This window comes from Micrococcales bacterium (assembly GCA_016703125.1).
GTDB lineage: Bacteria > Actinomycetota > Actinomycetes > S36-B12 > UBA10799 > JADKAV01.
Window position 1 is genome coordinate 1 of record JADJCR010000003.1, and the last position, 21,291, is coordinate 21,291.

The 21,291-nt window shown below is 69.8% G+C and carries 17 protein-coding genes and 1 pseudogene; 12 read left to right on the forward strand and 6 right to left on the reverse strand.

What is annotated here, in order from left to right:
* Positions 1 to 313: acyl-CoA dehydrogenase (locus IPG68_04315; GenBank protein ID MBK6762533.1), on the forward strand; the 313-nt coding region annotated here is incomplete at its 5' end.
* A 5-nt stretch (positions 314 to 318) separates the two neighbouring features.
* Here the strand turns inward: IPG68_04315 and IPG68_04320 are convergent.
* Positions 319 to 1,665 (reverse strand): LCP family protein, encoded by a 1,347-nt coding sequence (locus tag IPG68_04320; GenBank protein MBK6762534.1) that lies wholly within the window; start codon positions 1,663 to 1,665, stop codon positions 319 to 321.
* 134 nt (positions 1,666 to 1,799) lie between these two features.
* On the opposite strand from IPG68_04320, the pseudogene IPG68_04325 reads away from it, so the two are divergent.
* The 8 genes and pseudogenes from IPG68_04325 (at position 1,800) to IPG68_04360 (ending at position 10,999) form a co-directional block, all read left to right on the forward strand.
* Positions 1,800 to 2,761 (forward strand): annotated as a pseudogene (locus IPG68_04325) (glycosyltransferase family 2 protein).
* Complete coding sequence (locus IPG68_04330; protein ID MBK6762535.1) at positions 2,758 to 3,804, forward strand: glycosyltransferase family 2 protein; 1,047 nt, start codon at positions 2,758 to 2,760, stop codon at positions 3,802 to 3,804. Before IPG68_04325 ends, IPG68_04330 begins: the two are co-directional and overlap by 4 nt.
* A gap of 10 nt (positions 3,805 to 3,814) precedes the next feature.
* Positions 3,815 to 5,026: a glycosyltransferase gene (locus tag IPG68_04335; protein ID MBK6762536.1), complete on the forward strand. Its 1,212-nt coding sequence runs from the start codon at positions 3,815 to 3,817 to the stop codon at positions 5,024 to 5,026.
* The gene (locus IPG68_04340; protein ID MBK6762537.1) at positions 4,917 to 7,202 is read left to right on the forward strand and encodes a CDP-glycerol glycerophosphotransferase family protein; all 2,286 of its coding nucleotides are present in this window, start codon (positions 4,917 to 4,919) and stop codon (positions 7,200 to 7,202) included. The genes IPG68_04335 and IPG68_04340 overlap by 110 nt, the downstream gene beginning before the upstream one ends.
* Before the next feature lie 31 nt (positions 7,203 to 7,233).
* Positions 7,234 to 7,524 carry a hypothetical protein gene (locus tag IPG68_04345; GenBank protein MBK6762538.1) on the forward strand — a complete coding sequence of 97 codons (291 nt, stop codon included), beginning with the start codon at positions 7,234 to 7,236 and terminating at the stop codon, positions 7,522 to 7,524.
* A 5-nt stretch (positions 7,525 to 7,529) separates the two neighbouring features.
* Positions 7,530 to 8,639 (forward strand): hypothetical protein, encoded by a 1,110-nt coding sequence (locus IPG68_04350; protein MBK6762539.1) that lies wholly within the window; start codon positions 7,530 to 7,532, stop codon positions 8,637 to 8,639.
* A gap of 32 nt (positions 8,640 to 8,671) precedes the next feature.
* Positions 8,672 to 9,814: a hypothetical protein gene (locus IPG68_04355; protein MBK6762540.1), complete on the forward strand. Its 1,143-nt coding sequence runs from the start codon at positions 8,672 to 8,674 to the stop codon at positions 9,812 to 9,814.
* Between the two features lie 21 nt (positions 9,815 to 9,835).
* On the forward strand, positions 9,836 to 10,999 hold the full coding sequence (locus IPG68_04360) for a hypothetical protein (protein ID MBK6762541.1): 1,164 nt from the start codon (positions 9,836 to 9,838) through the stop codon (positions 10,997 to 10,999).
* 36 nt (positions 11,000 to 11,035) lie between these two features.
* On the opposite strand, the gene IPG68_04365 is transcribed toward IPG68_04360, so the two are convergent.
* Together IPG68_04365 and IPG68_04370 are read right to left on the reverse strand one after the other, a co-directional pair.
* Entirely contained in the window at positions 11,036 to 12,343 is a 1,308-nt protein-coding gene (locus tag IPG68_04365) for a CDP-glycerol glycerophosphotransferase family protein (protein ID MBK6762542.1), read from the reverse strand.
* 12 nt (positions 12,344 to 12,355) lie between these two features.
* A complete protein-coding gene (locus IPG68_04370) occupies positions 12,356 to 13,048 on the reverse strand; it encodes an NTP transferase domain-containing protein (GenBank protein MBK6762543.1) in 693 nt (230 codons plus the stop codon).
* Positions 13,049 to 13,210: 162 nt separating this feature from the next.
* Between IPG68_04370 and IPG68_04375 the strand changes: the two genes are divergently transcribed.
* Positions 13,211 to 14,968: a CDP-alcohol phosphatidyltransferase family protein gene (locus tag IPG68_04375; GenBank protein ID MBK6762544.1), complete on the forward strand. Its 1,758-nt coding sequence runs from the start codon at positions 13,211 to 13,213 to the stop codon at positions 14,966 to 14,968.
* Positions 14,969 to 14,974: 6 nt separating this feature from the next.
* Here the strand turns inward: IPG68_04375 and IPG68_04380 are convergent, their stop codons facing one another.
* Positions 14,975 to 15,847, reverse strand: coding sequence for a glycosyltransferase family 2 protein (locus IPG68_04380; protein MBK6762545.1), 873 nt, complete (start codon positions 15,845 to 15,847; stop codon positions 14,975 to 14,977).
* On the reverse strand, positions 15,847 to 16,875 hold the full coding sequence (locus tag IPG68_04385; GenBank protein ID MBK6762546.1) for an LCP family protein: 1,029 nt from the start codon (positions 16,873 to 16,875) through the stop codon (positions 15,847 to 15,849). Before IPG68_04385 ends, IPG68_04380 begins: the two co-directional genes overlap by 1 nt.
* Here IPG68_04385 and IPG68_04390 point away from each other — a divergent pair.
* Entirely contained in the window at positions 16,864 to 17,154 is a 291-nt protein-coding gene (locus IPG68_04390) for a hypothetical protein (protein ID MBK6762547.1), read from the forward strand. The genes IPG68_04385 and IPG68_04390 overlap by 12 nt on opposite strands.
* A gap of 330 nt (positions 17,155 to 17,484) precedes the next feature.
* Positions 17,485 to 20,604, forward strand: a complete 3,120-nt coding sequence (locus IPG68_04395; GenBank protein ID MBK6762548.1) for an N-acetylmuramoyl-L-alanine amidase — start codon at positions 17,485 to 17,487, stop codon at positions 20,602 to 20,604.
* A gap of 17 nt (positions 20,605 to 20,621) precedes the next feature.
* Here the strand turns inward: IPG68_04395 and IPG68_04400 are convergent, their stop codons facing one another.
* Positions 20,622 to 21,266 (reverse strand): hypothetical protein, encoded by a 645-nt coding sequence (locus tag IPG68_04400; protein ID MBK6762549.1) that lies wholly within the window; start codon positions 21,264 to 21,266, stop codon positions 20,622 to 20,624.
* Between the last annotated feature and the right edge of the window lie 25 nt (positions 21,267 to 21,291).

A 21,291-nucleotide genomic window follows, 5' to 3' on the forward strand; every position in this document is an offset into this window, starting at 1 on the left:
AGTTCAGGGCATCCAGTTCATGCTCGCCGACATGGCCATGCAGATCGAGGCGGCGCGGCAGTTGACCTACTTCGCGGCGGCGGCCGGTGAGCGCGGTGACGAGCGCACCACCTTCCTGGGCAGCGCCGCGAAGTGCCTGGCCTCCGACACCGCCATGAAGGTCACGGTGGACGTCGTGCAGATACTGGGTGGCTACGGCTACGTCAAGGACTATGCCGCAGAGCGGTTCATGCGCGACGCCAAGATCACGCAGATCTACGAGGGCACCAACCAGATCCAGCGAATGGTGATGGCCCGCAGCCTGTTGAGGTAGCCGCCTCAACCGCAGAGGTCGTCGCCGGCGGTGCGGGGCTGGTCGGATTGCGTCGGGTCCTTCACGGACACCTGCGTCAGTCCGGTGTAATCCGGTCCGACCGTCACCCGGAACGTCGACCCGAGCCCGGGGACCTCGACGGACCGGGTCCCCGGGAGGGCGGTCTGCAGGGTCTCCAGCGACACGTCGTAGCCGGGGTCGTACTCGATCGTGGTCTGCGTGTACGTCCCCGCGACCGGTGCGGCAGCCACCGAATAACCCGCCGTCACGAAGTCGTCGTAGGCGCGGGAGGCGATCTCGCCGGTGCGCGAGCACCTGCACTGATGCTCCGACGGGCCACGTCGACCCCCCGGGCAGGCGGCTTGGGGGATGGGGTGTCGTCGCGCAGGCCGTGAAGATGGCGGACGGCCGCTCACCACGACGTTGCCGATGGCGCCCATGGGCTTCTCGCCCACCACCGGCACCGTGCGGAACGTCACCTGTGCCGGGTCGATGTTCGCCAGCCGACGGGTCAATTCCATGACCTGTGAGTTGTCCAGACTCTGGTCCACGCGCATGCTGCCGAGCATCGGCGACGAATGGCCGTGGCCCGGCCGAATCAGCAGCACCGCGGAACTGGCTGCCTTGCTGACCATGCTGGCGATGAAGCCCTGTTGGCGCTTCATCCGGCCGATGTCCGCGGTGGGGTCGAACTCCCGGGCCCGTACGTAGGCCAGGGCGTCGCGGCCCTTGAGGGTCGAACGCCCCGCGGGCAACTCCAGCCCCGACGGCGGGTCGTAGATGTCCGCCGGCACGCAGACGTCGACGCCACCGAGGGCGTTGACCATCTTGACGAAGCCCGCGAAGTTCACCTCGAGATAGTGGTCGATCTGCAGACCCGTGGCGCCCTCCACGGTCTGCACCAGCAGCGGCGCACCACCGTAGGCATAGGCGCTGTTGAGCTTCTCCTCGGAGGCGTCGTGCGATTGGCCGTTCTCGTCGGTGTACGCGGGGATCGTGGCCAGCGAATCCCTGGGCAGGCTCACCACACTGACTGACCCGTCGGCTCCGACATGGGCCAGCATCATGGTGTCGGTGCGCTTGCCGTAGACGTCCCAGCCGGTGTGCAGCCGCCGCACCTGCCGGTCGGACAGGCCCTCCCGGCTGTCGGACCCGACTACCAGGAAGGTCAGGGGCTCGCCGGGGGCTGGCGCCTCACGCTGATCGGAGAAGGCGTCGATGCGCTGGACCTGGCCGGCGTAGTGCTGCACGGTCGCCCAGCCGGCACCGCTGCTGAGCAGGATGGCGGCGGCGGAAACCGTGGCGAGCAGACGCGCTGGGCGACGGAGCTGCACTGCGAGAGTCCCTTTCATCGAACGGGTTCCACCGTAACTTCGATCCCGCCGATTCCCGGGTATCCGGCCACGGTGCGTCTCCCGTACGCGGCCACGCAGTACCGTCGAAGGCGATGGCTCCCAACGACCTGCAGCCGCCCGTGGGAGTGATCATGCCGGTGCTCAAAGAGGATGAGCACCTGGCCGAGGCGGTCGCGGCCCATCACCGGTCAGGACTACGCCGGGGACCTGCAGGTCGCACTGGCGCTGGGTCCGTCGACCGATGCCACCGACCGCGTCGCCGAGTCGCTGCGTGCCCGGGATCCACGGATCATCCTGGTGCCCAATCCGACCGGCAGGACTCCCGCGGGGCTCAATGCCGCGCTGGCCGCGACGAGCCACCCGATCGTGGTGCGGGTCGATGGGCACGCCCTGTTGCCGAAGGACTACATCAGCACCGCCGTCGAGGTGATCCAGCGGACCGGGGCGGACAACGTGGGTGGCGTCATGGCCGCCGAAGGGGTCAGCGACTTCGAGCGCGCGGTGGCCTGTGCCATGCGCTCGCCGCTGGGGCTGGGGGCCGCGTCGTACCACACCGGAGGCCGGGAGGGACCCGCACCGACGGTGTACCTCGGCGCGTTCCGTCGCGAGGCGCTGGAGCGCGTGGGCGGCTACGACGAGGCCTACGTGCGGGCCCAGGACTGGGAGATGAACCACCGGATCCGCGAGAACGGCGGGCTGATCTGGTTCACCCCCGCCATGCAGGTCACCTACCGGCCGCGCAGCAGTGTGCGGGCGCTGGCCAGGCAGTACCTGCAGTACGGGCGGTGGCGCCGGGAGATCATGCGCCAGCATCCGAGCACGGTCAGCGCGCGGTACCTCGCGCCGCCGGCGGCCGTCACCGGACTGGCGATCACTACTGCTGCAGCGGCCATCGGGGGCCTGGCGGGGTGGCGACGGGCGTGGGTGGGTCTGCTGCCACTGGCCGGCTACGGGGCCGCCGTGGCCGCCGGGGGCTGGCTGATCAGCCGGGGCGAAACCACGGCCGTGCGGGTGCGGGTGCCGCTGGCCCTGGCGACCATGCATGAGCTGGGGTGTGGGCTTCTTGTCCAGCCCAGCCGATTTGCGGTCATGACCGACGTCTCCGCCGTCATCTGTGCTTACGGCGACCAACCCCACCTGCGCGACGTGGTCGCCTCCCTGCGGGCCAGTGAACAGGTGAGCGTGGAGATCCTGGTCGTGGACAACGGCAGCCCGGACTGCGCGGACCTGCCCGACGGCGTGGTCCTGCTGCAGCCCGGACGGAACACCGGGTTCGCGGGTGGCTGCAACCTCGGGGCCCGCCACGCCACGGGGTCGACGCTGGTGTTCGTGAACAGCGACGCCGTGGTCGATGCGCACTGCCTGGCTCTGCTGCACGAGCAGACCGCCGGCGGTGACGTGGTGGGGGCGACGATCCTCGTGGCTGACGAACCCGACACCGTGAACAGTTGGGGCAATCCGGTCCACGTCCTCGGCTTCTCGTGGGCCGGCGGCTACGGCCACCCCGCGGATCAGGCCGCCGGCGGGGCCGTGGCCAGCGTGTCGGGGGCCGTGTTCGCCATGCGCCGGGACACCTACCTGCACCTCGGGGGCATGGATGACGAGTACTTCGCCTACGGCGAGGACGTCGATGTCAGCCTGCGGGCCTGGCTGTCCGGCAGGCACGTCCGGGTCCTGACCGGTGCGCGCGCCTGGCACCACTACGACTTCTCCCGCAACCCGGCCAAGATGTACTTGCTGGAACGCAACCGGTTGATCACGGTCCTCACGACCTACCAGGCCCGCACCCTGGTGGCGCTGGCCCCGCTGCTGCTGGCCGCGGAGGCCGGCCTCTTGCTGCGCAGCCGCGAAGAGGGCTGGGCCGACCAGAAGGTGGCGGGCTGGCGCTGGCTGGCATCCCACCGGCGGTACCTGCGGGCCCGGCGCAACCGATTACAGGGCACGCGGCGGGTGCCGGACGCGCAGTTGCTGACCCGGATGACGCTGTCGCTGGACCCTCCCAGTCGGTTCGGCATGTCCATCCCGGCGAGGTGGCAGGCCGCCATCGACGGCTACTGGCGCCTCATCGGCGCATCCCTGGCCGGGGTGCGCCCTGGCCAGGTGGAACCCCGCGAGCACGCCGAGGCCGGGCATTAGAGTCGGGGCAATGGGTCTCAGCGTCGTCGTCGCCTGCCACAACGTGGCGGAGTTCCTGCCAGCGTGTCTGGATTCGCTGCTCGCCCAGCAGGTTCCGGCCACCCAGGTCATCCTGGTCGACGACGGTTCGACTGACGACACCAGCGGGATATGCCAGGCATACGCCGCCAACCACTCGGGGTGGATGGTCGTGACCGGACCCGGCAGCGGCCCCGGCGGCGCACGCAATCTGGGACTGGCGCACGTGACCGAGGAGTACCTGGCCTTCGTTGACGGCGACGATGTGGTGCCGCCGGAGGGCTTCCGGGTGCTCGCCAACTCGTTGCAGAAGACCGGGTCGGACCTCGCCGCTGGAGACGTCCTGCGCTACGACGGGGTGCACCTGCAGCCCAGTGGCCCGCACCGCAATGCGATCCTCGCCACAAGACTGCGCACCACGATTCACAAGACGCCGAGCCTGATGTACGACACCACGTCGTGGAACAAGGTGTTCCGGACGGACTTCTGGCGGGAGGCGGGTCTGTCCTTCGAGCCGCAGGTGACCTACGAGGACCTTCCGGTGATGATCGCCGCCCACGTGCGCGCCCGCAGCGTCGACGTGCTCAAGGCCCCGGTCTACTGGTGGCGTAGGCGCATCGACGCCGACGCCTCGATCACCCAGCGCCGCGGGGAGTTGGCGAACCTTCGTGATCGCATGGACGCGATCGCGAAGGTCGAGGACCTGCTGGCCGACGACGAGTTCCTGCGCCGCACGCACGACCGCAAAGTGCTCACGTTCGACATCCCGCTGTACCTGCCCTACTACGCGCAGGCCGACGAACAGTACCAGCGCCTGTTCCTCGAACGGGTCGGCGCCTTCGTCGCGGGGGTGGCCCCCGAGGTCATGGCCGAACTCCCGCCGCGCGACCGCGTTCGCTACTGGTTGATACAGCAGGGCCGTTCCGCGGACCTGCTGGAGTTCCTGGAGTTCGAGCGGGACCCGTACGCCGTGCGCAGGACGGTCCCCGCGGACGGGGTCACGTACGCGGATCTGCCGTTCCTCGGCGACCGGGTACCCGATGGACCTGTACGCCTGGGGCAAGGCGCAACCGGTGGCCTCCGAGGTGGAACGGGTGGCGTGGACCGAGGAGGGCCTCTTCGTCGCGGGCTACGCCTATCTGGAGGGCATCGACTCCGGTGGTCCGGACCAGCGCCGGCTGCGGATACGGGTGACCGGGGCTGACGAGCCGTTCACCGTGCCGGTGAAGTGGCACAACCGCGACGACCTCACCGCCAAGGAGCAGTCGGCGGAGGTCACGTACGCCAACGTCGGGCTGTCCTTCACCCTGGGCGTCGACCAGTTGCCCGCCGAGGGCCTGCTGCGGGTGGACGTGGACGTCGCGGCCCCCGGTGGTCGCCGGCGGGTGCCGCTGTCCGGCACGTTCGACGGGGCGGCGCACCTGCCACGGCGGGTGCGGTTGCCCGACGGCCGGGTCGCCGTCGTGCGCTGGCGCGGGGAGTCGTTGGGGGTGGCGGTGTATCCGCCGCGGCCCGTGGTCACCGACATCGAGGTGCCCGCCGACGACCTGCTGCGCGTGCATTTCGACGCGGTGATCGAGGGCGCCGAGGTCCTGGCCCGCCGGCGGGACGACTACGAGGAGGTCCGGGTGCCCATGGCGCCGACGGTCGACCTCGACCTGTCCGCCCTGCCCCCGCTGGAAGCGCTGACCCAGATCGAGTTCGACGTCCTGCTGCAGATCCCGGGGGAGGACGAGGCGCAACCGGCGGTGGTCAGCCCTGCGACCACGGAGCGGCTGGCCACGCCCCAGAACACCGAGTACTACGCGCGAGCCGGCATCACCGGGGGGATGCTGGTCTCCGTACGGGCGCCGCGGCCCCGCTTGCTGGACTGGAATCCGACGCGTGCGGGCATCCGTCTGCACGGTGACCGGCCCGACGGCATCACGACGCTGGTGTTGGAGAACCGCAACGGCGTGCGCAGCGAGTACCCGGTGCAGGTGCATGCCGACCGCTGGCAGGTGGACCTCCCGGCTGACGACGCGGAGGTCTCCGACGGGTTCACCCACCTCGCGGCGGGCCGCTGGAGCCTGCTGACGCAGGACGACGTACCCCTGCATGTGGCACAGGAGCGGCGCGAGAGCATGGTCGAACCGGAGTGGCTGCTGTTCAGCGGGGTCCGGGCCGGTGTGCGTGCCCGCCGCAGCGCTACCGCCTACCTGCAGATCGACCCGGCCGGGGAGATCCGGCCGCCGGGGTTGCACGGCCGCCGGCAGATCGTCGAGGACTACTACCCGAAGCGCCGCCGCAAGCGCACCCGTCGCGTCATCCTCTTCGAGAACTGGAAGGGCAAGCAGTACAGCGACAACCTGCGGGCCATCGACGAGGAGTTGCGCCGCCGCCGCGACCGGCGGCGCCGGGTGTGGGTGGTGCGCGACCACGGTGTGCGCATGCCGAAGGGCGTGGAGACGGTCCTGCGGTTCAGCCCGGAGTACTACGACCTGCTGGCACGGGCCCGCTGGGTCCTGGCCAACGACACCATCGATCCGAGTTACGTCAAACGCGACGAGCAGACCTATCTGCAGACCTGGCACGGGACACCTTTGAAGAAGGTCGGCCAGGACATAGAGAAGGTCAACTTCGCGCGCAAGGGATACCTCGGCACCTTCGCCGAGGAGGCCGCGAAGTGGGACTACCTGGTGTCGCCGAACGCTTACTCCTCGGACATCATGCTGCGGTCCTTCGGCACCCCCCGGCGCGGCCTGCTGGAGACCGGCTATCCCCGCAACGACGTCTTCTACCGGCCCGAGCGGGAGGCGCGGGCGGCTGCAGCCCGGCAGCGGCTCGGTCTGTCCCCGGACCAGCAGGTGATCCTCTACGCGCCCACGTGGCGCGATGACCGGTACGACGACCGGGGCCGCTACATCTTCGACCTGAAGCTCAACGTCGACGCGTTGCGCGAGCGGTTCGGCCAGACCCATGTCCTGCTCCTGCGCGGTCACCACCTGCTGGCCACACGCGCCGGCATACCGGCCGGGGGCGGCTTCGTGCGCAACGTCTCCGGGTATCCGGACATCGCGGACCTCTACCTCATCGCAGACGTCCTGATCACCGACTATTCCTCGGTGATGTTCGACTTTGTGAACACCGGCCGCCCGATGCTGTTCTTCACCTGGGATCTCGACGAATACCGGGACCGGGTCCGCGGCCTCTACTTCGACCTCACCGAGGACCCACCGGGCCCCATCTGCCGCACCTCCAGCGAGGTGATGGCCGCGCTGGCGGACCTGCCGGACGTGCAACAGCAGTACGCCGACCCCTACGGCCGGTTCCGGCAGCGGTTCTGTGCGTGGGAGGACGGGTACGCCGCAGCGCGGGTCATCGATGCCGGCCTGCGCTGAGCCCTGGCGGTCACGACGGGACGTGCCCGTCATGCTGCTGCTGACAGTGGCCACGCTGGTGCTGGCCTGGGTGTTCCGGGCGGTGCTGGTCACCTCCGACCCCTGGCACTACGCACAGGCCGCGCTGGATCTCGGTGGGCACACCTGGATCCCCTCCGGTCTCACCCGCTGGGGGATCATCCTGCCGCTGGTCGGCGTCGCTGCGATGTTCGGTGCCACGCTGCCGACGTTCTACGCCTTCGCGTTCCTGGCCGTGGCCGTGGTGGTGCCGGTCGTGTACGTGCTGGCCCGCTGGGTCGGCCCGCGGTCGTCTCCGCGCTGACCGTGGTGGCCTTCGTCGCCATGCCCCTGATGTTCGTGAACCTCAGCCGTGGCTACCCGGATCTCATGGCGGTCGCGCTCAACGGGTTGACGCTGATCCTCGTGCTGATCGCGCGGGACCGCGACCGGGTCTGGCCGTTGTTCCTGGCCGGACTTGCCGCCGGCTGGGCCTTCGAGGTCCGGGAGACCACGCTGTTCACCTGGCCGGTCTTCGCGGTGCTGATCTGGGGGCTGTCGCGACGCTGGTGGGGATACGCGGGAGTGCTCGCCGGGCTGCTGCCGTGGGCGTTGGTGGACATCGGCTTCTCATGGTGGACGCTGGATGACCCGTTGGCCAAGTGGCACGTTCTGACCGGTTCGGACCTCAATGACTCCACCTCGCCGCTGGACGCCTCCTATCTGGGCCAGCAGCGCTGGTGGTACCTGACCAGGCTCCCCGTGGCGATGGCGCACGAGCCGTGGGGCTGGGCGCTGCTGCTGGTAGCGGCGCTGGGGATCGTGGGCGGGATCGTGCTGCGCGGCCGGGTGGGACTGTACGTCGTCTGGGCGGTCCTGCCGGCGCTGCTGCTCGCCCTGCAGGCGGGGGTTCTGGACCCGCAGCACCCCAGCGTGCGGGTGGACGTCCCCCGCTACTGGCTGGCCTTCCTGCCGGGGCTGACGATCGCCGCCGTGGCTCTGTGTGCCGCGGTGGCACGGCGGTTCCGGTTGCCGGCGTGGGCTGGCGCCGGGCTCCTGGTGATGGTGCTGCTCGTGCCCGGTGTGCGGTTCGCCTCGACCGAACCCACCTTGTATCCCAACAGTGGGGATCTGCCCGAGCAGGTCGTCCGGGTGCTGCCTGACGGCGAGGTGTACACCGACGGCCGGACGATCCGGATCCTGCCCGTCTACCTCGCCAGTGCCGGGCGCAGCGCGAACCTGCGCGATTTCACCCGGCGCGGGCAGACACCACCGCCGGGTGCGTACGTGCTCATCTTCAGCGACACCGACGACACGTGCGAGTTCTGCAAACTGGACTACGACCTGTGGCGGGCCGAGGGGAATCGGCTGCCGCTCGAGGACTACCGGCTGGTCTGGGAATCCCGCGATCGTAAGGCCCGGCTGTACCAGGTGCGCTGACGAGGCGCGGGTCTTTCATAGACTCCTGTCCCATGACTGGCGCCACTCCCATCGAGCCCGGGGAACTCCTGCTGCACGTGGGGTTGCACAAGACGGGTACCACTGCGTTGCAGGTGGCGTTGGCCGACGCCCGCGCCGACCTGGAGGAGCACCAGGTCCGCTACCCGGGCGCGGGAACGTTCCAGCACCGGGCGGCACTCGCCGGGGCCGGCCGGCGCTACGGATGGCAGAACGACGGCGCGCGGGAGGTGCCGAAGAAGTACTGGGACGAACTCGTGGCGCAGTCGGCGTTCGACGGCCGCACAGTGGTCAGCAGCGAGTTCCTCGACGATGTCGACGAGACGACCGCGCGCCGCATGATCGACGATCTCGGCGGGCCGTCGCGGGTCCGCGTGGTCATCACCCTGCGTTCGATCGGTGCGATCCTGCCCTCGGCGTGGCAGCAGCGGCTGAAGGCCGGGTACACCAGCCCGTACCCCCAGTTCCTCAAGTTGGTGTTCGCCGACGAGCAGACACCGAAGGCGCGCAAGTTCTGGTTCCGCCACGACCAGGTCGCCCAGGTGCAGCGGTGGGCGGGTCTGGTCGGGATCGGCCGTACCTACGCGGTGATCATCCCCGATGGCGACCGCCGCGCCATCTTCGGCGCCTTCGAAGGGCTGCTGGATCTTCCGGGCGGTCTGCTGGCAGACCGGCAGATCGCCATCCAGAACCGGTCCATGACCGCACAGGAGGCCGAGTTCGTGCGCCTTCTCAACAAGGACGTGGCCGGCGATCTCACCTGGGACGAGTACACCCGAACCGTGCGGCGCGGCGTGGTCCTCAGCATGGTCGAGCAGCGCCGCCCCGCCCCGGACGAGCCGCGCATCCTCACCCCCGGCTGGGCTGCGGACAAGGCCGCCGACTACGGCCGGCGCTTCGCCGAGGGCGTGGCGGCCAGTGGTGTGACCGTGATCGGTGACCCCGAAGAACTTGCCCGGCGCCCGGCATCGGGTAAGAACAAGCGCCCTGCGTCGCTGTCGATGGATGCCGCCGTGGCCGCCACCGCGGGACTGGTCCGGCGCAGCACCGGCGGCAGCGGTGCAGAGCAGCCGGGCCGGGCAGAGGCGCTACGGATCCTGCTGCGCCGCCGGGGCCGCGGCGGCGAGGCGCCGGAGGGTGCCGAACCGCAGGCCTGACCTTCCGTAGAATCAGGTTCCATGGAGTCGACGATCACCCCCATCGGTGCGGGCGAGGTCCTGTTGCACGTGGGTCTGCACAAGACCGGGACCACCGCCCTGCAGGTGGCCCTGGCCGACGCCCGCGGTTCGCTGGAGGAGCACGGCGTGCGTTACCCGGGCAAGGGCCTGTACCACCACAAGGCGATCCTGGCCGGGGCTGACCGCCCGTACGGCTGGCGTGAGAACGGGGCCCGCATCACTCCGAAGAAGCACTGGAAGAAGATGCTCAAAGAGGCCGACTACCAGGGCCGGACCATCATCAGCAGTGAGTTCCTCGACGACATCGCCCCCGACATCTGCGCCCGGGTGGTCGACGACCTCGGCGGCCGCGAGCGCGTCAACGTCGTGGTGACACTGCGCTCGATCGGTGCGATTCTGCCCTCGGCCTGGCAGCAGGGCCTCAAAGCCGGCGTCACCACCGCGTACAACTCCTGGTTGAAGGTCATGTTCGAGCAGGACCAGACCCCGCGCGCCGAACGGTTCTGGTTCCGCCACGACCAGGTGGCGCAGGTGAAGCGCTGGGCCGACGTCGTGGGGCCGGACCGGACCTACGTCGTCGTCATCCCGGACGGCGACCGCTCGGCCATCTTCACCTCGTTCGAAGGTCTCCTGGGGCTGCCGCCGGGGTTCCTCGCCAACCGTGAGCAGATCATCCAGAACCGCTCGATGACGACCCCGGAGGCGGAGTTCGTCCGGCAACTCAACAAGGAACTGTCCGGGCAGATGTCCTGGGACGAGTACACCGTGATGGTGCGCCGGGCACTGATCCTCAACATGGTCGAGAAGCGGCGACCGGCCGCCGACGAGCCACGCATCCAGACCCCCCAGTGGGCCGCGGACAAGGCCGAGGAGTACGGGCAGCGGTTCGCCAAGGGCATCGCCGAACTCGGGGTGCAGATCATCGGCGATCCCGCCGACCTCGCCGTGCGCCCCCGCTCCGGGGACACCGACCGGCCCGAGGTGCTCACCATCGATGCCGCAGTGGCCGGTACCGCCGGGCTGGTGCTGGAGGCGCTGGCCGAGCGTCGGGCGCTGGAGGAGAAGGTGAAGACTGCCGCGGCTTCGGTGGAGGTGCCGACGCGGCGCAGTCGCTGGACGGCGCGCGGCGCGGCCCGGGCCCTCAAGCGCGGTTTCAGCCGCTGAGGGGTGGCCCGCCGCAAGGGTCGGGGCCACCCGGGTTCAACTCTCGATGTCGAGTTCCTCGAGGTCGCTGACGGTGCGGTGGGGCTCGGCCGGGGTGTTGGGGTCGCCCATCGTCAGGTCGTGACCGGTGAGCATGGTGTCACGCTCCTCGCGCACCCGCCGGCAGGCGTCCATCCAGGCGCGAGTGGCCGCCCCGGGGCTGGTGTCCCCGAAGTAATGGAACGACCATTGCTGCCGCTGCTCCGCCAGGGCCGGGTCGGAGGCCGCCCGGTCGAGCAGCGCGACGATCTCGCCGGCCCGCTTCTTGGTCACGAGCTCCGTGTCGGCGATGTACCCCTCCGTCGGCACCGGGGCCGCCGGATTCGTCGGCTTGGTGACGACGATCGGCTTGCCGGTGGTCAGCCAGTCGATGACCACGGCGCTGATGTCGGCGATGCAGACGTCAGCGGCCTGCAACTGCCAGTCGAAGGTCGGGCTGCTGTCGGCGATGTGACCGGCTGTGGGGTCTGCGGCATTCGCTGCGGCGATCATGGCGTCGACCTCCTCGCGGGCCGTGGCGTGCTCCTCGGAGAACAAACCGGTGCGGGCATGCGGGCGGAAGATCACCCGGTGCCGGGGGGAGGCCAGCAGCGCCCGCATCATGACCACCCCGTGGGAGGCCAGCGAGCTGTAACGCATGCTCGGGCGGTCGCCCTCGGTGGTGGGTGCGTACAGGACCACGGTCCGGCCGTCGTCCGGCAGCGCGGGACCAGTCGTGGCCGGTGGGGTGTCCAGTTGCGGGCGGCCGATACGGATGGTCTTGGCGGCGACGTCGTAGTTGATCAGGTGCGCGGCCAGCCGTTGAGCCGCGGCCTCCCCGGCGATGAAGGAGTAGTCGTAGCACTTGGTCTGGCCGGACACCATGTACGACTTGTCGCTCTCGCCATGGCTGATGAACACATGCAACATCGTGTTGAAGCGCATCATCTGGAAGTTGCGGGTGTTCTGGTTGACGTACAAGGCCATGGAGAAGCGTTGGCGCTCCACCAGGTTCTCCAGGTCCTCCACCCGGGCGGCGTAGACCACAGGGAACGGTGACTCCTCGAGCAGGTCGAGGGCAGCGGTGACCGAACGGCAGACCAGCACCACGGGGGCCTCGGCATCCAGTGTCTTGAGGGGTTCGTACCACTGGCGCAGTTGATACAGGTTGACGGGGCCGTCGGCGTAGTAGACGGCGGTCTGGAAGTGGTCCTCGGGGAGTACCCGGTCGCCGGTCATCGACTCCCAGCGCTCGACCATCGCGCCGGGGGGCTGGGTCAGCACCCGGCGGACGGCCCAGTAGATGTGTTTGGCCCTGCTTGCCATGTCGGGTCTCTCCTAGTGGCGCGCGTTGGCACGCGCCAGGTCGTCGTCGAAGTCGATCTCCACCGCGAAGAGGTCAGAGATGTCCACCGGCGTGAACTTCACGCCATAGCGTTCGATGGCCAGTTCGATCCCGCGCTCGAAGTAGTCCTGCTCGTCGCAGGCCGCCAGGCACTCGATGAGCCTCGCCTTGTCCTTACCCGCCACGAGGTTGATCCCGACGGCCTCGCCGAGGGCGTTCTGGACCTGCTTGCTCAACGCGTCGACGTGCCCATCGGCGTCGACGGTGTACTTGACCTCCTCCTCGGCGACGGTCGCGGTGTTGACGCAGATGACGTTGTCCCCGCGCAGGATGTGCGACTCGAGTCTGGCCAGCACCTGGGGGTCGAAGACCACGTCGCCGTTCATCCACAGCACCGGGCCGTCCGCGGAGAACCGCAGGACCTTCAGCAGACTCTTCGAGGTGTTGGTGGTGTCGAAGTTCTCGTTGTAGACGAACAGGCCGTCCGGGAACGCCTCCAGGATCGACTCGAGCTTGAACCCGACCACCGTCATCACACGCGCCTGCTCGCCGAACACCGAGGTGATGTTGTCGCGCTGCTGTCCCATGATGCTGCGGCCGTCGTCAAGCATGGTGAGGGGCTTGGGCCAGGGGCGGCCCAACCGGGTTCCCATGCCTGCGGCCAGGATCGCGACCTGGATCGTCATCGCCACTCCGTTCTCTGCACTTGGAGTCCATTGTGACGGGCCGGTGGGACCTGCGCCCGCACCGGTTCGGCGGTTCCGGGCAACGGGGCCACGGTTGCTCCAGCCAGGTCGTGCGCGAAGTTGCCGGTGCTACGTTCGCAGCGGAGCGGAAGGGCGGCGTGGGTGACAGCCTCTGTGGTGGTTCTCGGAGACGGTGAGCCACGTCTGCGTGACGTGCTGCCGGAGCAGCCGGTGGCCCCTGCGGGCGACGCCGCTGCGTTGCGCCGGGTCCTGGCTGGCGTGGGCGGTGACGTGGTTCTGGTCGATCCGGCCGCGGACTGCTCGGGGGAGTTCCCGGTGGCCGATGTGTGCCGACCGGGACGAACGGCGGTGCTCGTCGGTGCGGGCGGATCCGTCGCTGTGCGCGTCGCCGGGGGTGCGGTGGTCTCCGCGGGCACGACGCAGGCACCGCTGGCCGATGAGCAGAACCGTGCCGTCGGGTGCCTGCACGTCAGCGCAGCCGACAGGCCGGCCCTCGATCAGGCCCTCGCGGATGTGCCGAATGGTCCACCGGGCGGGCTGTGGGAGCAGATCCTCAGCGTGCTGGTGATGCGCGGCGTCCGGGTGGTCGCCGTCGATGCGGCGCCGTTCGCGATCGGGCAGACGCGCGTCAACCGCGACCCGGACCCCATCCGCCTGCAGGCGCGGCGCTGCGCGCGTGGCGGCGACGGATGGCTGTCCGAGCGGACCGTACGGCCGGTGTCCCGGCGCGTCACCCCGATTGCGGTGCGGCTGGGGCTGGCTCCGAACCTCATCACCGTCATCAGCCTGGCGGCCGGGGCGGCGGCGGTCGCGACGGCACTGACCGGAACGCGCTGGGGTTACCTCGTCACCGCGGTGCTGATGCTCGTCTCCCTGGTGCTGGACTGCGTGGACGGCGAAGTCGCGCGGTGGACCCACCGCTACAGCCGGGCCGGTGCCTGGCTGGATGCGGTGGGCGATCGGGTCAAGGAGTACAGCATCTGGTTCGCAGTGGCATGGTCGGTGGCCCAGCAGCGGTTCTGGCTGCTGGTCCTCGGCTGCCTGGCGGTGTTCACGGCGAAGCACTTCCTCGACTATGGGTGGTCATTGCGCCAGCCCCCGTGGCAGCCGCGGCCGGTGATGGTGGATGCGCTGCCCGATCCCTGGGCGCGCGCCGGTGTTGTGCCGCCGACCGTGCGGCCACCCTCCTGGCGGCGCATCCTGGGGATGCCCATCGCCGAGCGCTGGTTGCTGGTCGCGGTGCTGCTGCCACTGGCCGGGCCCTGGCCCACGTTCGCGCTGCTGGCGTCGCTGGGGGCGGGGTCGTTGCTGTACACGGTGGCCACGAGGATCCGGTGGAGCCACGCGGCCATCGACGCGGGCATGGCCGCGCAGGTGCAGGCCATCACCGACCCGGGTCCGTTGCTGCTGGCCCTGCGCCCGGCGCGGGTCGGATGGGCACCTGCCGCCGGGCTGGGCCTGATCGTGATGCTCGCCGCGTCACCCGGGACGCCCGGGGTGGTCCTGACCGGCTATGTCGTGGCGCTCGGGCTGTACGCACTTGCCTACGGTTCCGGACCGCGGGGACGGCTGGGCTGGATGGCGCCGTCCGTGGCGAGGACCAGCGAGATGGTGGTGCTGGTGGGCCTGGCATGGTCGACTCCAGCGCCGGACGCCGTGGCGGTGTTCGCGCTGCTGGCCGCGGCGGCGTGGCGGCAGTACGACGTGATCTACCGCATCCGCCACCAGCAGGTCCTGCCCGACCGCCCCGCTTGGCTCGCCCTGCTGGGCACCGAGGGCCGGGTGCTGGTCGCGATCGGGCTGCTACTGGCAGTGGGGCCGTCGGCCTGGCTGTGGCTCGCGCTCTACCTCGCGGTGGTGGCCGTCGCCGACTCATTGTGGAGCTGGTTGCGGGCCTGAGGCGTTTCAGACCACCGGCGGCCGGCCGTAGCGGGCCATCTCGGCCACCGTCGACCAGGCGATCGGACGGCGCGGTCCCGGGTCGGTGTGCCATCCCTCGCGGAAGCCCGACCACCAGGCCCGCCAGGCCAGCAGCTCGCGGCGCGACCGGATGCGCTGCACGGCCGTCCAAGTCCCCACATAGGGCAGCCCCACCGGCCAGGGCAGGTTGCGCCTGGCCAGCCAGACGCGGTTGCGGGCGTTGAGGCGGTAGTACTCCGCGTGCCGGCGGGGATCGATGACGGGGTGGTGGGCCACCAGGTCGCCGGCGTACCAGACGATCCGGTCGCAGTCCCAGACCCGCCACGCCAACTCGATGCCCTCGTGGGCGTAGAAGAACGGGTCGGGCCAGCCGCCCGTGCACTCGAAGACCTCGCGGGGGATGGCCACAGCCCCCTCCCACACGCTGAACACGGCGCTGGAATGCCGGGGATCACCTTTGTGCATGCGCGGGATCCAGCGCGTCGGATCGGTGGTCGCTTCCGGGTCGGTGACCCGTGGCTGGATGAGCCCGAAACGGGGGTTCTCGGCGAACATGCGGGACATCCGCAGCAGCGTGTCGGTTTCGGGCAGCCAGGCGTCGTCGTCGAGGAAGAAGATCATCGGCGCGGCCGTCGCGGCCACCCCGGCGTTGCGCCCGGCGGGGATGCCCACGTTGTCCGCCAGGCCGACCGCCCGCACACCGTCGGGCAGTCCGGTGGGTGCCCAGCCGTTGCCGACCACCACGATGTCGGTGGTGACCCCCCGTTGGGCCATGACGGAGCGCACCGCGCGATCGAGTTCCGCGGGTCGCAGCCCCTGGGTCAGCAGGACGACCGCGTAGTCGGTGATCGGTGGCATCAGCTCACGCAGTCGAACGACGTGTCGGCGGTCTTGGGCGCCGAGGTGTCGGTGGGGTCCTTCTTCTGCTTCTTGGTGATCACCGGGGTGATGCCCGAGTAGTCCGCACCCACTTTGAGGACCGTGCGGTTGCCCTCCTTGACCACTGTCTCGGTCGCTCCGGTGGCGTACGCCAGGGTGCGGGCGGCCTCGGCCTGATCGGGGGAGTAGGTGAGCCGGGTCGCCTCGATGTCGGTGTCGGAGGACCGGATCCCGACGACGTTGTACCCCTGGGCCTGCAGGTCGGTGGCGACGACGTTGCCGAAGCCGGGAGTGGGGGTGCCGTTGACGACCACGACGTCGATCGCCTCCGGGGGCACCGTCAGCGGGTCCTGGCCCGGCGGTGTCGTCGGGGGCTCCGGCCAGGGCTTGTCGTTGATGATCGCCTTGAACAGTCTGTTCGCCTTGGGCTGCTCCCACGACACCGTGGACATGTCGTCGTTGTAGACGAACGGCACGGTCACGAACGTGATGTCGGAGGGCCGCAGGTCGACCATGGTCTCGGCCAGGCCCTGGATGTTCTTCAGCGACGACAGGCCCTGGTCCGTGCTCAGTGCCTTGGTGCCGGCGTCGAGGAGTTTGAACATCTTCACCGGGTTGGTCAGCACGCCGGCGCTCGTGACCTTGCGGATCATCGACGAGATGAAGTCCTGCTGGCGCTGGATCCGCTGGATGTCGCTGCCGTCGCCCAGGGACTCGCGGGCTCGTACGAACGCCAGTGCGTCCTCACCGTTGATCGTCTGCTTGCCGGCGGGCAGGTTGAGGCGGGCGTGGTAGTCGTTGACGGGTTCCTTGAGGCACACCTCCACGCCACCCACGGCGTCCACCATTTTCTTGAAGCCGTTGAAGTCCACGACGACGAAGTGGTCGACGTAGATTCCGGTGAGCTCCTCGACGGCCTTGATGGTGCAGCCGGGGCCGCCGATGTCGAAGGCCTCGTTGAAGCGTCCGGTGTAACCGCCCTGCTGCTGGCCTGCTTGTTCTTGCACATCGGCAGTGTCACCAGGGAGTCGCGCGGGATGCTCATGCCGATGGCCCGGGTGCGGTCGCCGGACACGTGGAAAAGGATCGTGGTGTCGCTGCGCTGCCCTGCTATGCCGGCGTTCGTGGCGTTGCCGTACTTCTTGTTGTTGCCTTTGCCGGTGCGGGAGTCCGAGCCCATGACAAGGACGTTCACCGGCTCGGTGGGGGTCATCTGCATGACCGGGCGCTCACCGAGTTGGTCGCGGGTGTCCACGGCGGTGATGTTGCTGTCGAGGCGCTGGTAGAGCACAGCACCCGCAGCTGCGGCGCCGGTGGCCAGCAGCACAAGGGCCGAGGCGATGCCGGCGAGCACGCGGGGCCAGCGACGGCGTCGACGAGCGGCCATTGTCCTCCGATCACGGTGAACCTTCAGAGTACCGCGTGCATGGCGCCACTCCGGGCACCTGTAGCGTGGAATGACCTGTCCGCTGACCTGGCGGGTGCGCCCGGTGGATGCCCCGGGCGTCCGAAATGTGAACAGTTTGTGCGGGAAACCCCTTCGCCACGGCATGGGTTGCGTGATTCCCGTGGTGTGGTCTGATCCACTGTTGCCTCGGAAAGGTGGTGATTTGCGCGTGCGTTCCCGCTTCCCCGTCCTGCTCGTGCTGGTCCTGGGATTCACCCTCCTGCCCATGGCGGACGTCTGGGGCCCGCACCCGGTGCCCACCCGTGTGCAGACCCTGGATCTCGACTCGATCGCCGTGGCCGGTGGTCACGGCATGTCCGGTGTGGACCAGCCGACGGCCTCCCGCAGTGCCGTGGTGGAGACCAAACCCTTCGGCCTGGTGGGCCTGTCCTGGGACACCGCACCCCCGGCCGGTTCGACGGTCAAGGTGCGTGTGCGCGAGCAGTCGGGCTGGACCTCCTGGCTGACGATCCCGTACGACGCCGAACACGGCCCGGATGAGGGCAGTGACGAGGCCGGGCAGGCGCTCGCCGGCACCGACCCGATGCTGACCGGGGAGTCCGACGCGATCCAGGTCTGGGTCCAGACGCCGGACGGGCAGGCCCCCAGCGGCACACGGGTGCACCTGGTGGACACGGACAACGTCGACGTCCAGCCGCTGCCGCCGGCGCAGGCATCGGCCGCCCCCGGCATGCCCCCGATCATCACCAGGGCCCAATGGGGCGCCGACGAGAGCAAGCGCAACCGCGGACCGATCTACTCCAAGGTCGTGAAGGTCGGATTCGTGCATCACACCGTGTCCAGCAGCACCTACACCGAGGCGCAAGCCGCCGCGCAGGTGCGCAACCTCTACGCCTGGTACACCGAGGGCTTGAAGTACTCCGACATGGCATACAACTTCCTCGTCGACCGCTTCGGCCGGCTCTACGAGGGTCGCTACGGGGGGATGGACAAACCAGTCGTCGGCGGGCACACCGCCGGGCTGAACAACGACAGCTTCGCGGTGTCCGCCATGGGCAACTTCGAGGAGTTCAAGCCGGCCGATGCGCAAATGGATGTGATGAAGGAGTCCATCGCCAAACTCCTGGCGTGGAAGCTCGGGCTGAGCAAGCGCGACCCGGGTGGCAAGGACACCCTGATCAGCACCGGGTCGCTGAACTCCGGCTTCTGGGAGAAGGACGAGGTGGCCACCCTCAACCGGGTCTCCGGCCACCGCGACGCAGGAAACACCGCATGCCCCGGCAAGTACTTGTACGCCCAGGTCCCCGACATCCGGGCCCGTGCGGCGCAGATCTACCGCAACGCGGACTCCGAACCACCCCGCGATGAGATTCCCGACCTCATCACGCCCGATCCGGTGACCGACGAGTTCAACTTCCGGGGCGCCGGGTATGGCGACGGGGTCGGTCTGCCGAAGGCCGGTGTCCTGGGTCAGGCGCGCGACGGCAAGAAAGCGGCGGGCATCCTCAAGCACTACCTCGCGGGCGTCGCCGTCACCAGTGCCGACGATCAGCGGGTTCTGCGCGTGGGTCTGGCCAGGGCCAAACGGCTACTGGTGTCCAGCCAGTCGCTCGGCAAGGGCGGCGGGACGTTCCGGGTGGCCAAGGGCAAGACCGCGGTGATCGGCAACAGCCGCACAGACGTCCGGCTCGTCGCCTCCGGCGACGCGGTGCTCATCCAGCGCAAAGCCGGCAAGAAGTGGCGCAGCGCCGGCACGGTGCCCAAGGTGACGGTGAGGTGGGCCGGGACCCGCGCTGCCGGCAAGATGGGTCAGGCGCCGACGTCGGTGCGGGTGGGCTCCGACGTGTTGCGCAAGGGGACCGTGACAGTCACGAACGACGCCGGGCGGCTGCGGGTCATCGGCAATCTGCGGGTGCATGACGAGTATCTGCCATACCTCGACACGGTTTCGCGGGGCTGGCCGGTCCAGGCCCAGCGGGCCATGGCGGTCGTGGCCCGGACCAAGGCCCTCACCGCGGTCTGGAACCCGGATTGCGGATGCCATGTCAGTGACGCCGGTTTCGCCGGTCAGTCGGCGACATCGGCCAAGGGCTACGCCACCTGGCGCAAGGCGGTGGCCAGCACGAGCACCTCCGCAACAGCCGGCTTGACGGTGCAGTACGACGGGGCGCCGGTTGACGTACCGGTGATCGACTCCACAGGTGGGGCCACGCTCAACGCCGCCGACGTCTGGGGCAAAGACGTGGCGTGGCTGCGCAGCGCCTCGGACCCGTGGAGCCTGAAGAAGAAGAACACGACGTACTACACCTGGAACCTGCAGACGCGCCCGCAGGCCGCGGTGGCCCAACTGTTCGGGTTGTCCGATGTCGTCCTGCTCGACCTGCGCACCCGCTTGACCGGGGGTGCGGTGGCGACCGCCACTGCGACAAGTTCGTCGGGGCAGAAGGTTTCCATCACCGGTGAACAGTTGCGCACAGGTCTGGAACTGCCCTCGGCCTACATCGCTCGCAGCGCCACGCAGGCACCGGTCACGGCGACCGCACTGTCCACATCCCTGGCGGGCCGCCGCGGTGGCCCCCCGGTGGTCGTGCAGGCCAGCGACCCCACCGTGGTGGCCCTGGCCGCTGCGTTCGCCGGCGCGACCGGGCGTCCCCTGTTCGTGGTCCCGGGCAGCGGTCCGGGCAAGGCGGCCGGCGCGGCCATCCGCCCGGCCAAGTCCCTCACCGCCGTGGGTGCGTTCAGCGGCACGGCGGTCAAGAAGTTGTCCCGATTGGCCTCGGTCCGCAGGGTGACGGCGTCCGGGCCGGCGGCGCTGTCGCTGCGACTGGCGCGCCTGGAGCAGCGCAAGGACCGGCGGGCGGTCTTCGTCGCGCCCGCTGCGAACCCCGCCGCCATGGCCAGTGCCGCGATGGGTGCTGCCCGCGCCCGGGGTTACCTGCTAACGCTCACCGGCCCGCCGTCCACCCCGGCGCGCAAGTGGGTGGCCGCCCATGCCACCCGCAGCATCGTGGTGGCACCCAAGAAGGAGATCCCAGATGCCGTTGCCGGGCAGTTGCGCAAACCCGTGCGCCTGGGTGCCAAGGACGCCGTGGTGCGCTCGGCGAGGATCGCCGCCCTGGGGTCACGCCATGGCGAGGCCATCCTGGTCGACGTCACCCGAGTGATGGCCGCGGCCACGGCGGCGGCATCCCACCGGGCGGTCCTGTTCGTCACGGGCAAGGCCGGCAACAGCAAGGCCCTGCGATTCCTGCAGGGCAGTCCCGCGATCGCGACCCTGCGCAGCGTGGGGGCGGACCCGGCGGTGCTGACCGCTGCGCGCAGGGCCTGACCCGTCCCGGGGCGGGGCTACGGCACAGCGATAGCAGTGCAGGACTCCTGCGCGGCGTCTCCGTAGACCACCGACGCCCCCACCGCCAGCGGGGCTGCGATCGCGGCCAGCACCCCGACGGTGCTGACCGGATCCAGGTCCGTGGCCAGGCGCCCGCCGCCGGCCAGGCCCACCCGGGCCGCGTACTCACCGGCCAGACCCATGAGGGCCTGCGCGTCGATCCCGGCCAGTCCGCCGGGCCGCGCGGGCCGGGGGAGCACGGATTGATCCGGCATGCCGCGCACATCTGCCGGGAAGAACCAGTCGGCGCTCACACCGGCGGGAGCCGGGGCCATGCCCAGCGGGTCGGCCACGACCACCACGTCCGCGCCGGCAGCACTCCCGACCCTCAGATCGGCCGGTCCCGACAGGACCACCTCCGCACCGGATTCCCACACCGACACCAGCCACACCGCCGTCATCCAATGCAGGGGGAGCGTGATGGCCACCCGGGCCCCCTCGCCGATATCGCATTCCATCTGCAGGTGGTTCACGGTCTTGGTCACCCAGTTGTCGAACGTGATGTGCGACAGTTCGACCCGGCCCTGCGTGCAGTCGGTGATCAACGGAACTGACGGATGGGCGCGCAATGCCGCGGCGCGGGCTTCGACGACGGTGGACACGGGCGCATCCTACGCAGCCCGGGTG

Coding starts and splice junctions, on each gene's coding strand:
- IPG68_04320 (MBK6762534.1), bottom strand. CDS start 1,665: ATGAAAGGGACTCTCGCAGTGCAGCTCCGTCGCCCAGCGCGTCTGCTC.
- IPG68_04330 (MBK6762535.1), top strand. CDS start 2,758: ATGACCGACGTCTCCGCCGTCATCTGTGCTTACGGCGACCAACCCCAC.
- IPG68_04335 (MBK6762536.1), top strand. CDS start 3,815: ATGGGTCTCAGCGTCGTCGTCGCCTGCCACAACGTGGCGGAGTTCCTG.
- IPG68_04345 (MBK6762538.1), top strand. CDS start 7,234: ATGCTGCTGCTGACAGTGGCCACGCTGGTGCTGGCCTGGGTGTTCCGG.
- IPG68_04355 (MBK6762540.1), top strand. CDS start 8,672: ATGACTGGCGCCACTCCCATCGAGCCCGGGGAACTCCTGCTGCACGTG.
- IPG68_04360 (MBK6762541.1), top strand. CDS start 9,836: ATGGAGTCGACGATCACCCCCATCGGTGCGGGCGAGGTCCTGTTGCAC.
- IPG68_04365 (MBK6762542.1), bottom strand. CDS start 12,343: ATGGCAAGCAGGGCCAAACACATCTACTGGGCCGTCCGCCGGGTGCTG.
- IPG68_04370 (MBK6762543.1), bottom strand. CDS start 13,048: ATGACGATCCAGGTCGCGATCCTGGCCGCAGGCATGGGAACCCGGTTG.
- IPG68_04380 (MBK6762545.1), bottom strand. CDS start 15,847: ATGCCACCGATCACCGACTACGCGGTCGTCCTGCTGACCCAGGGGCTG.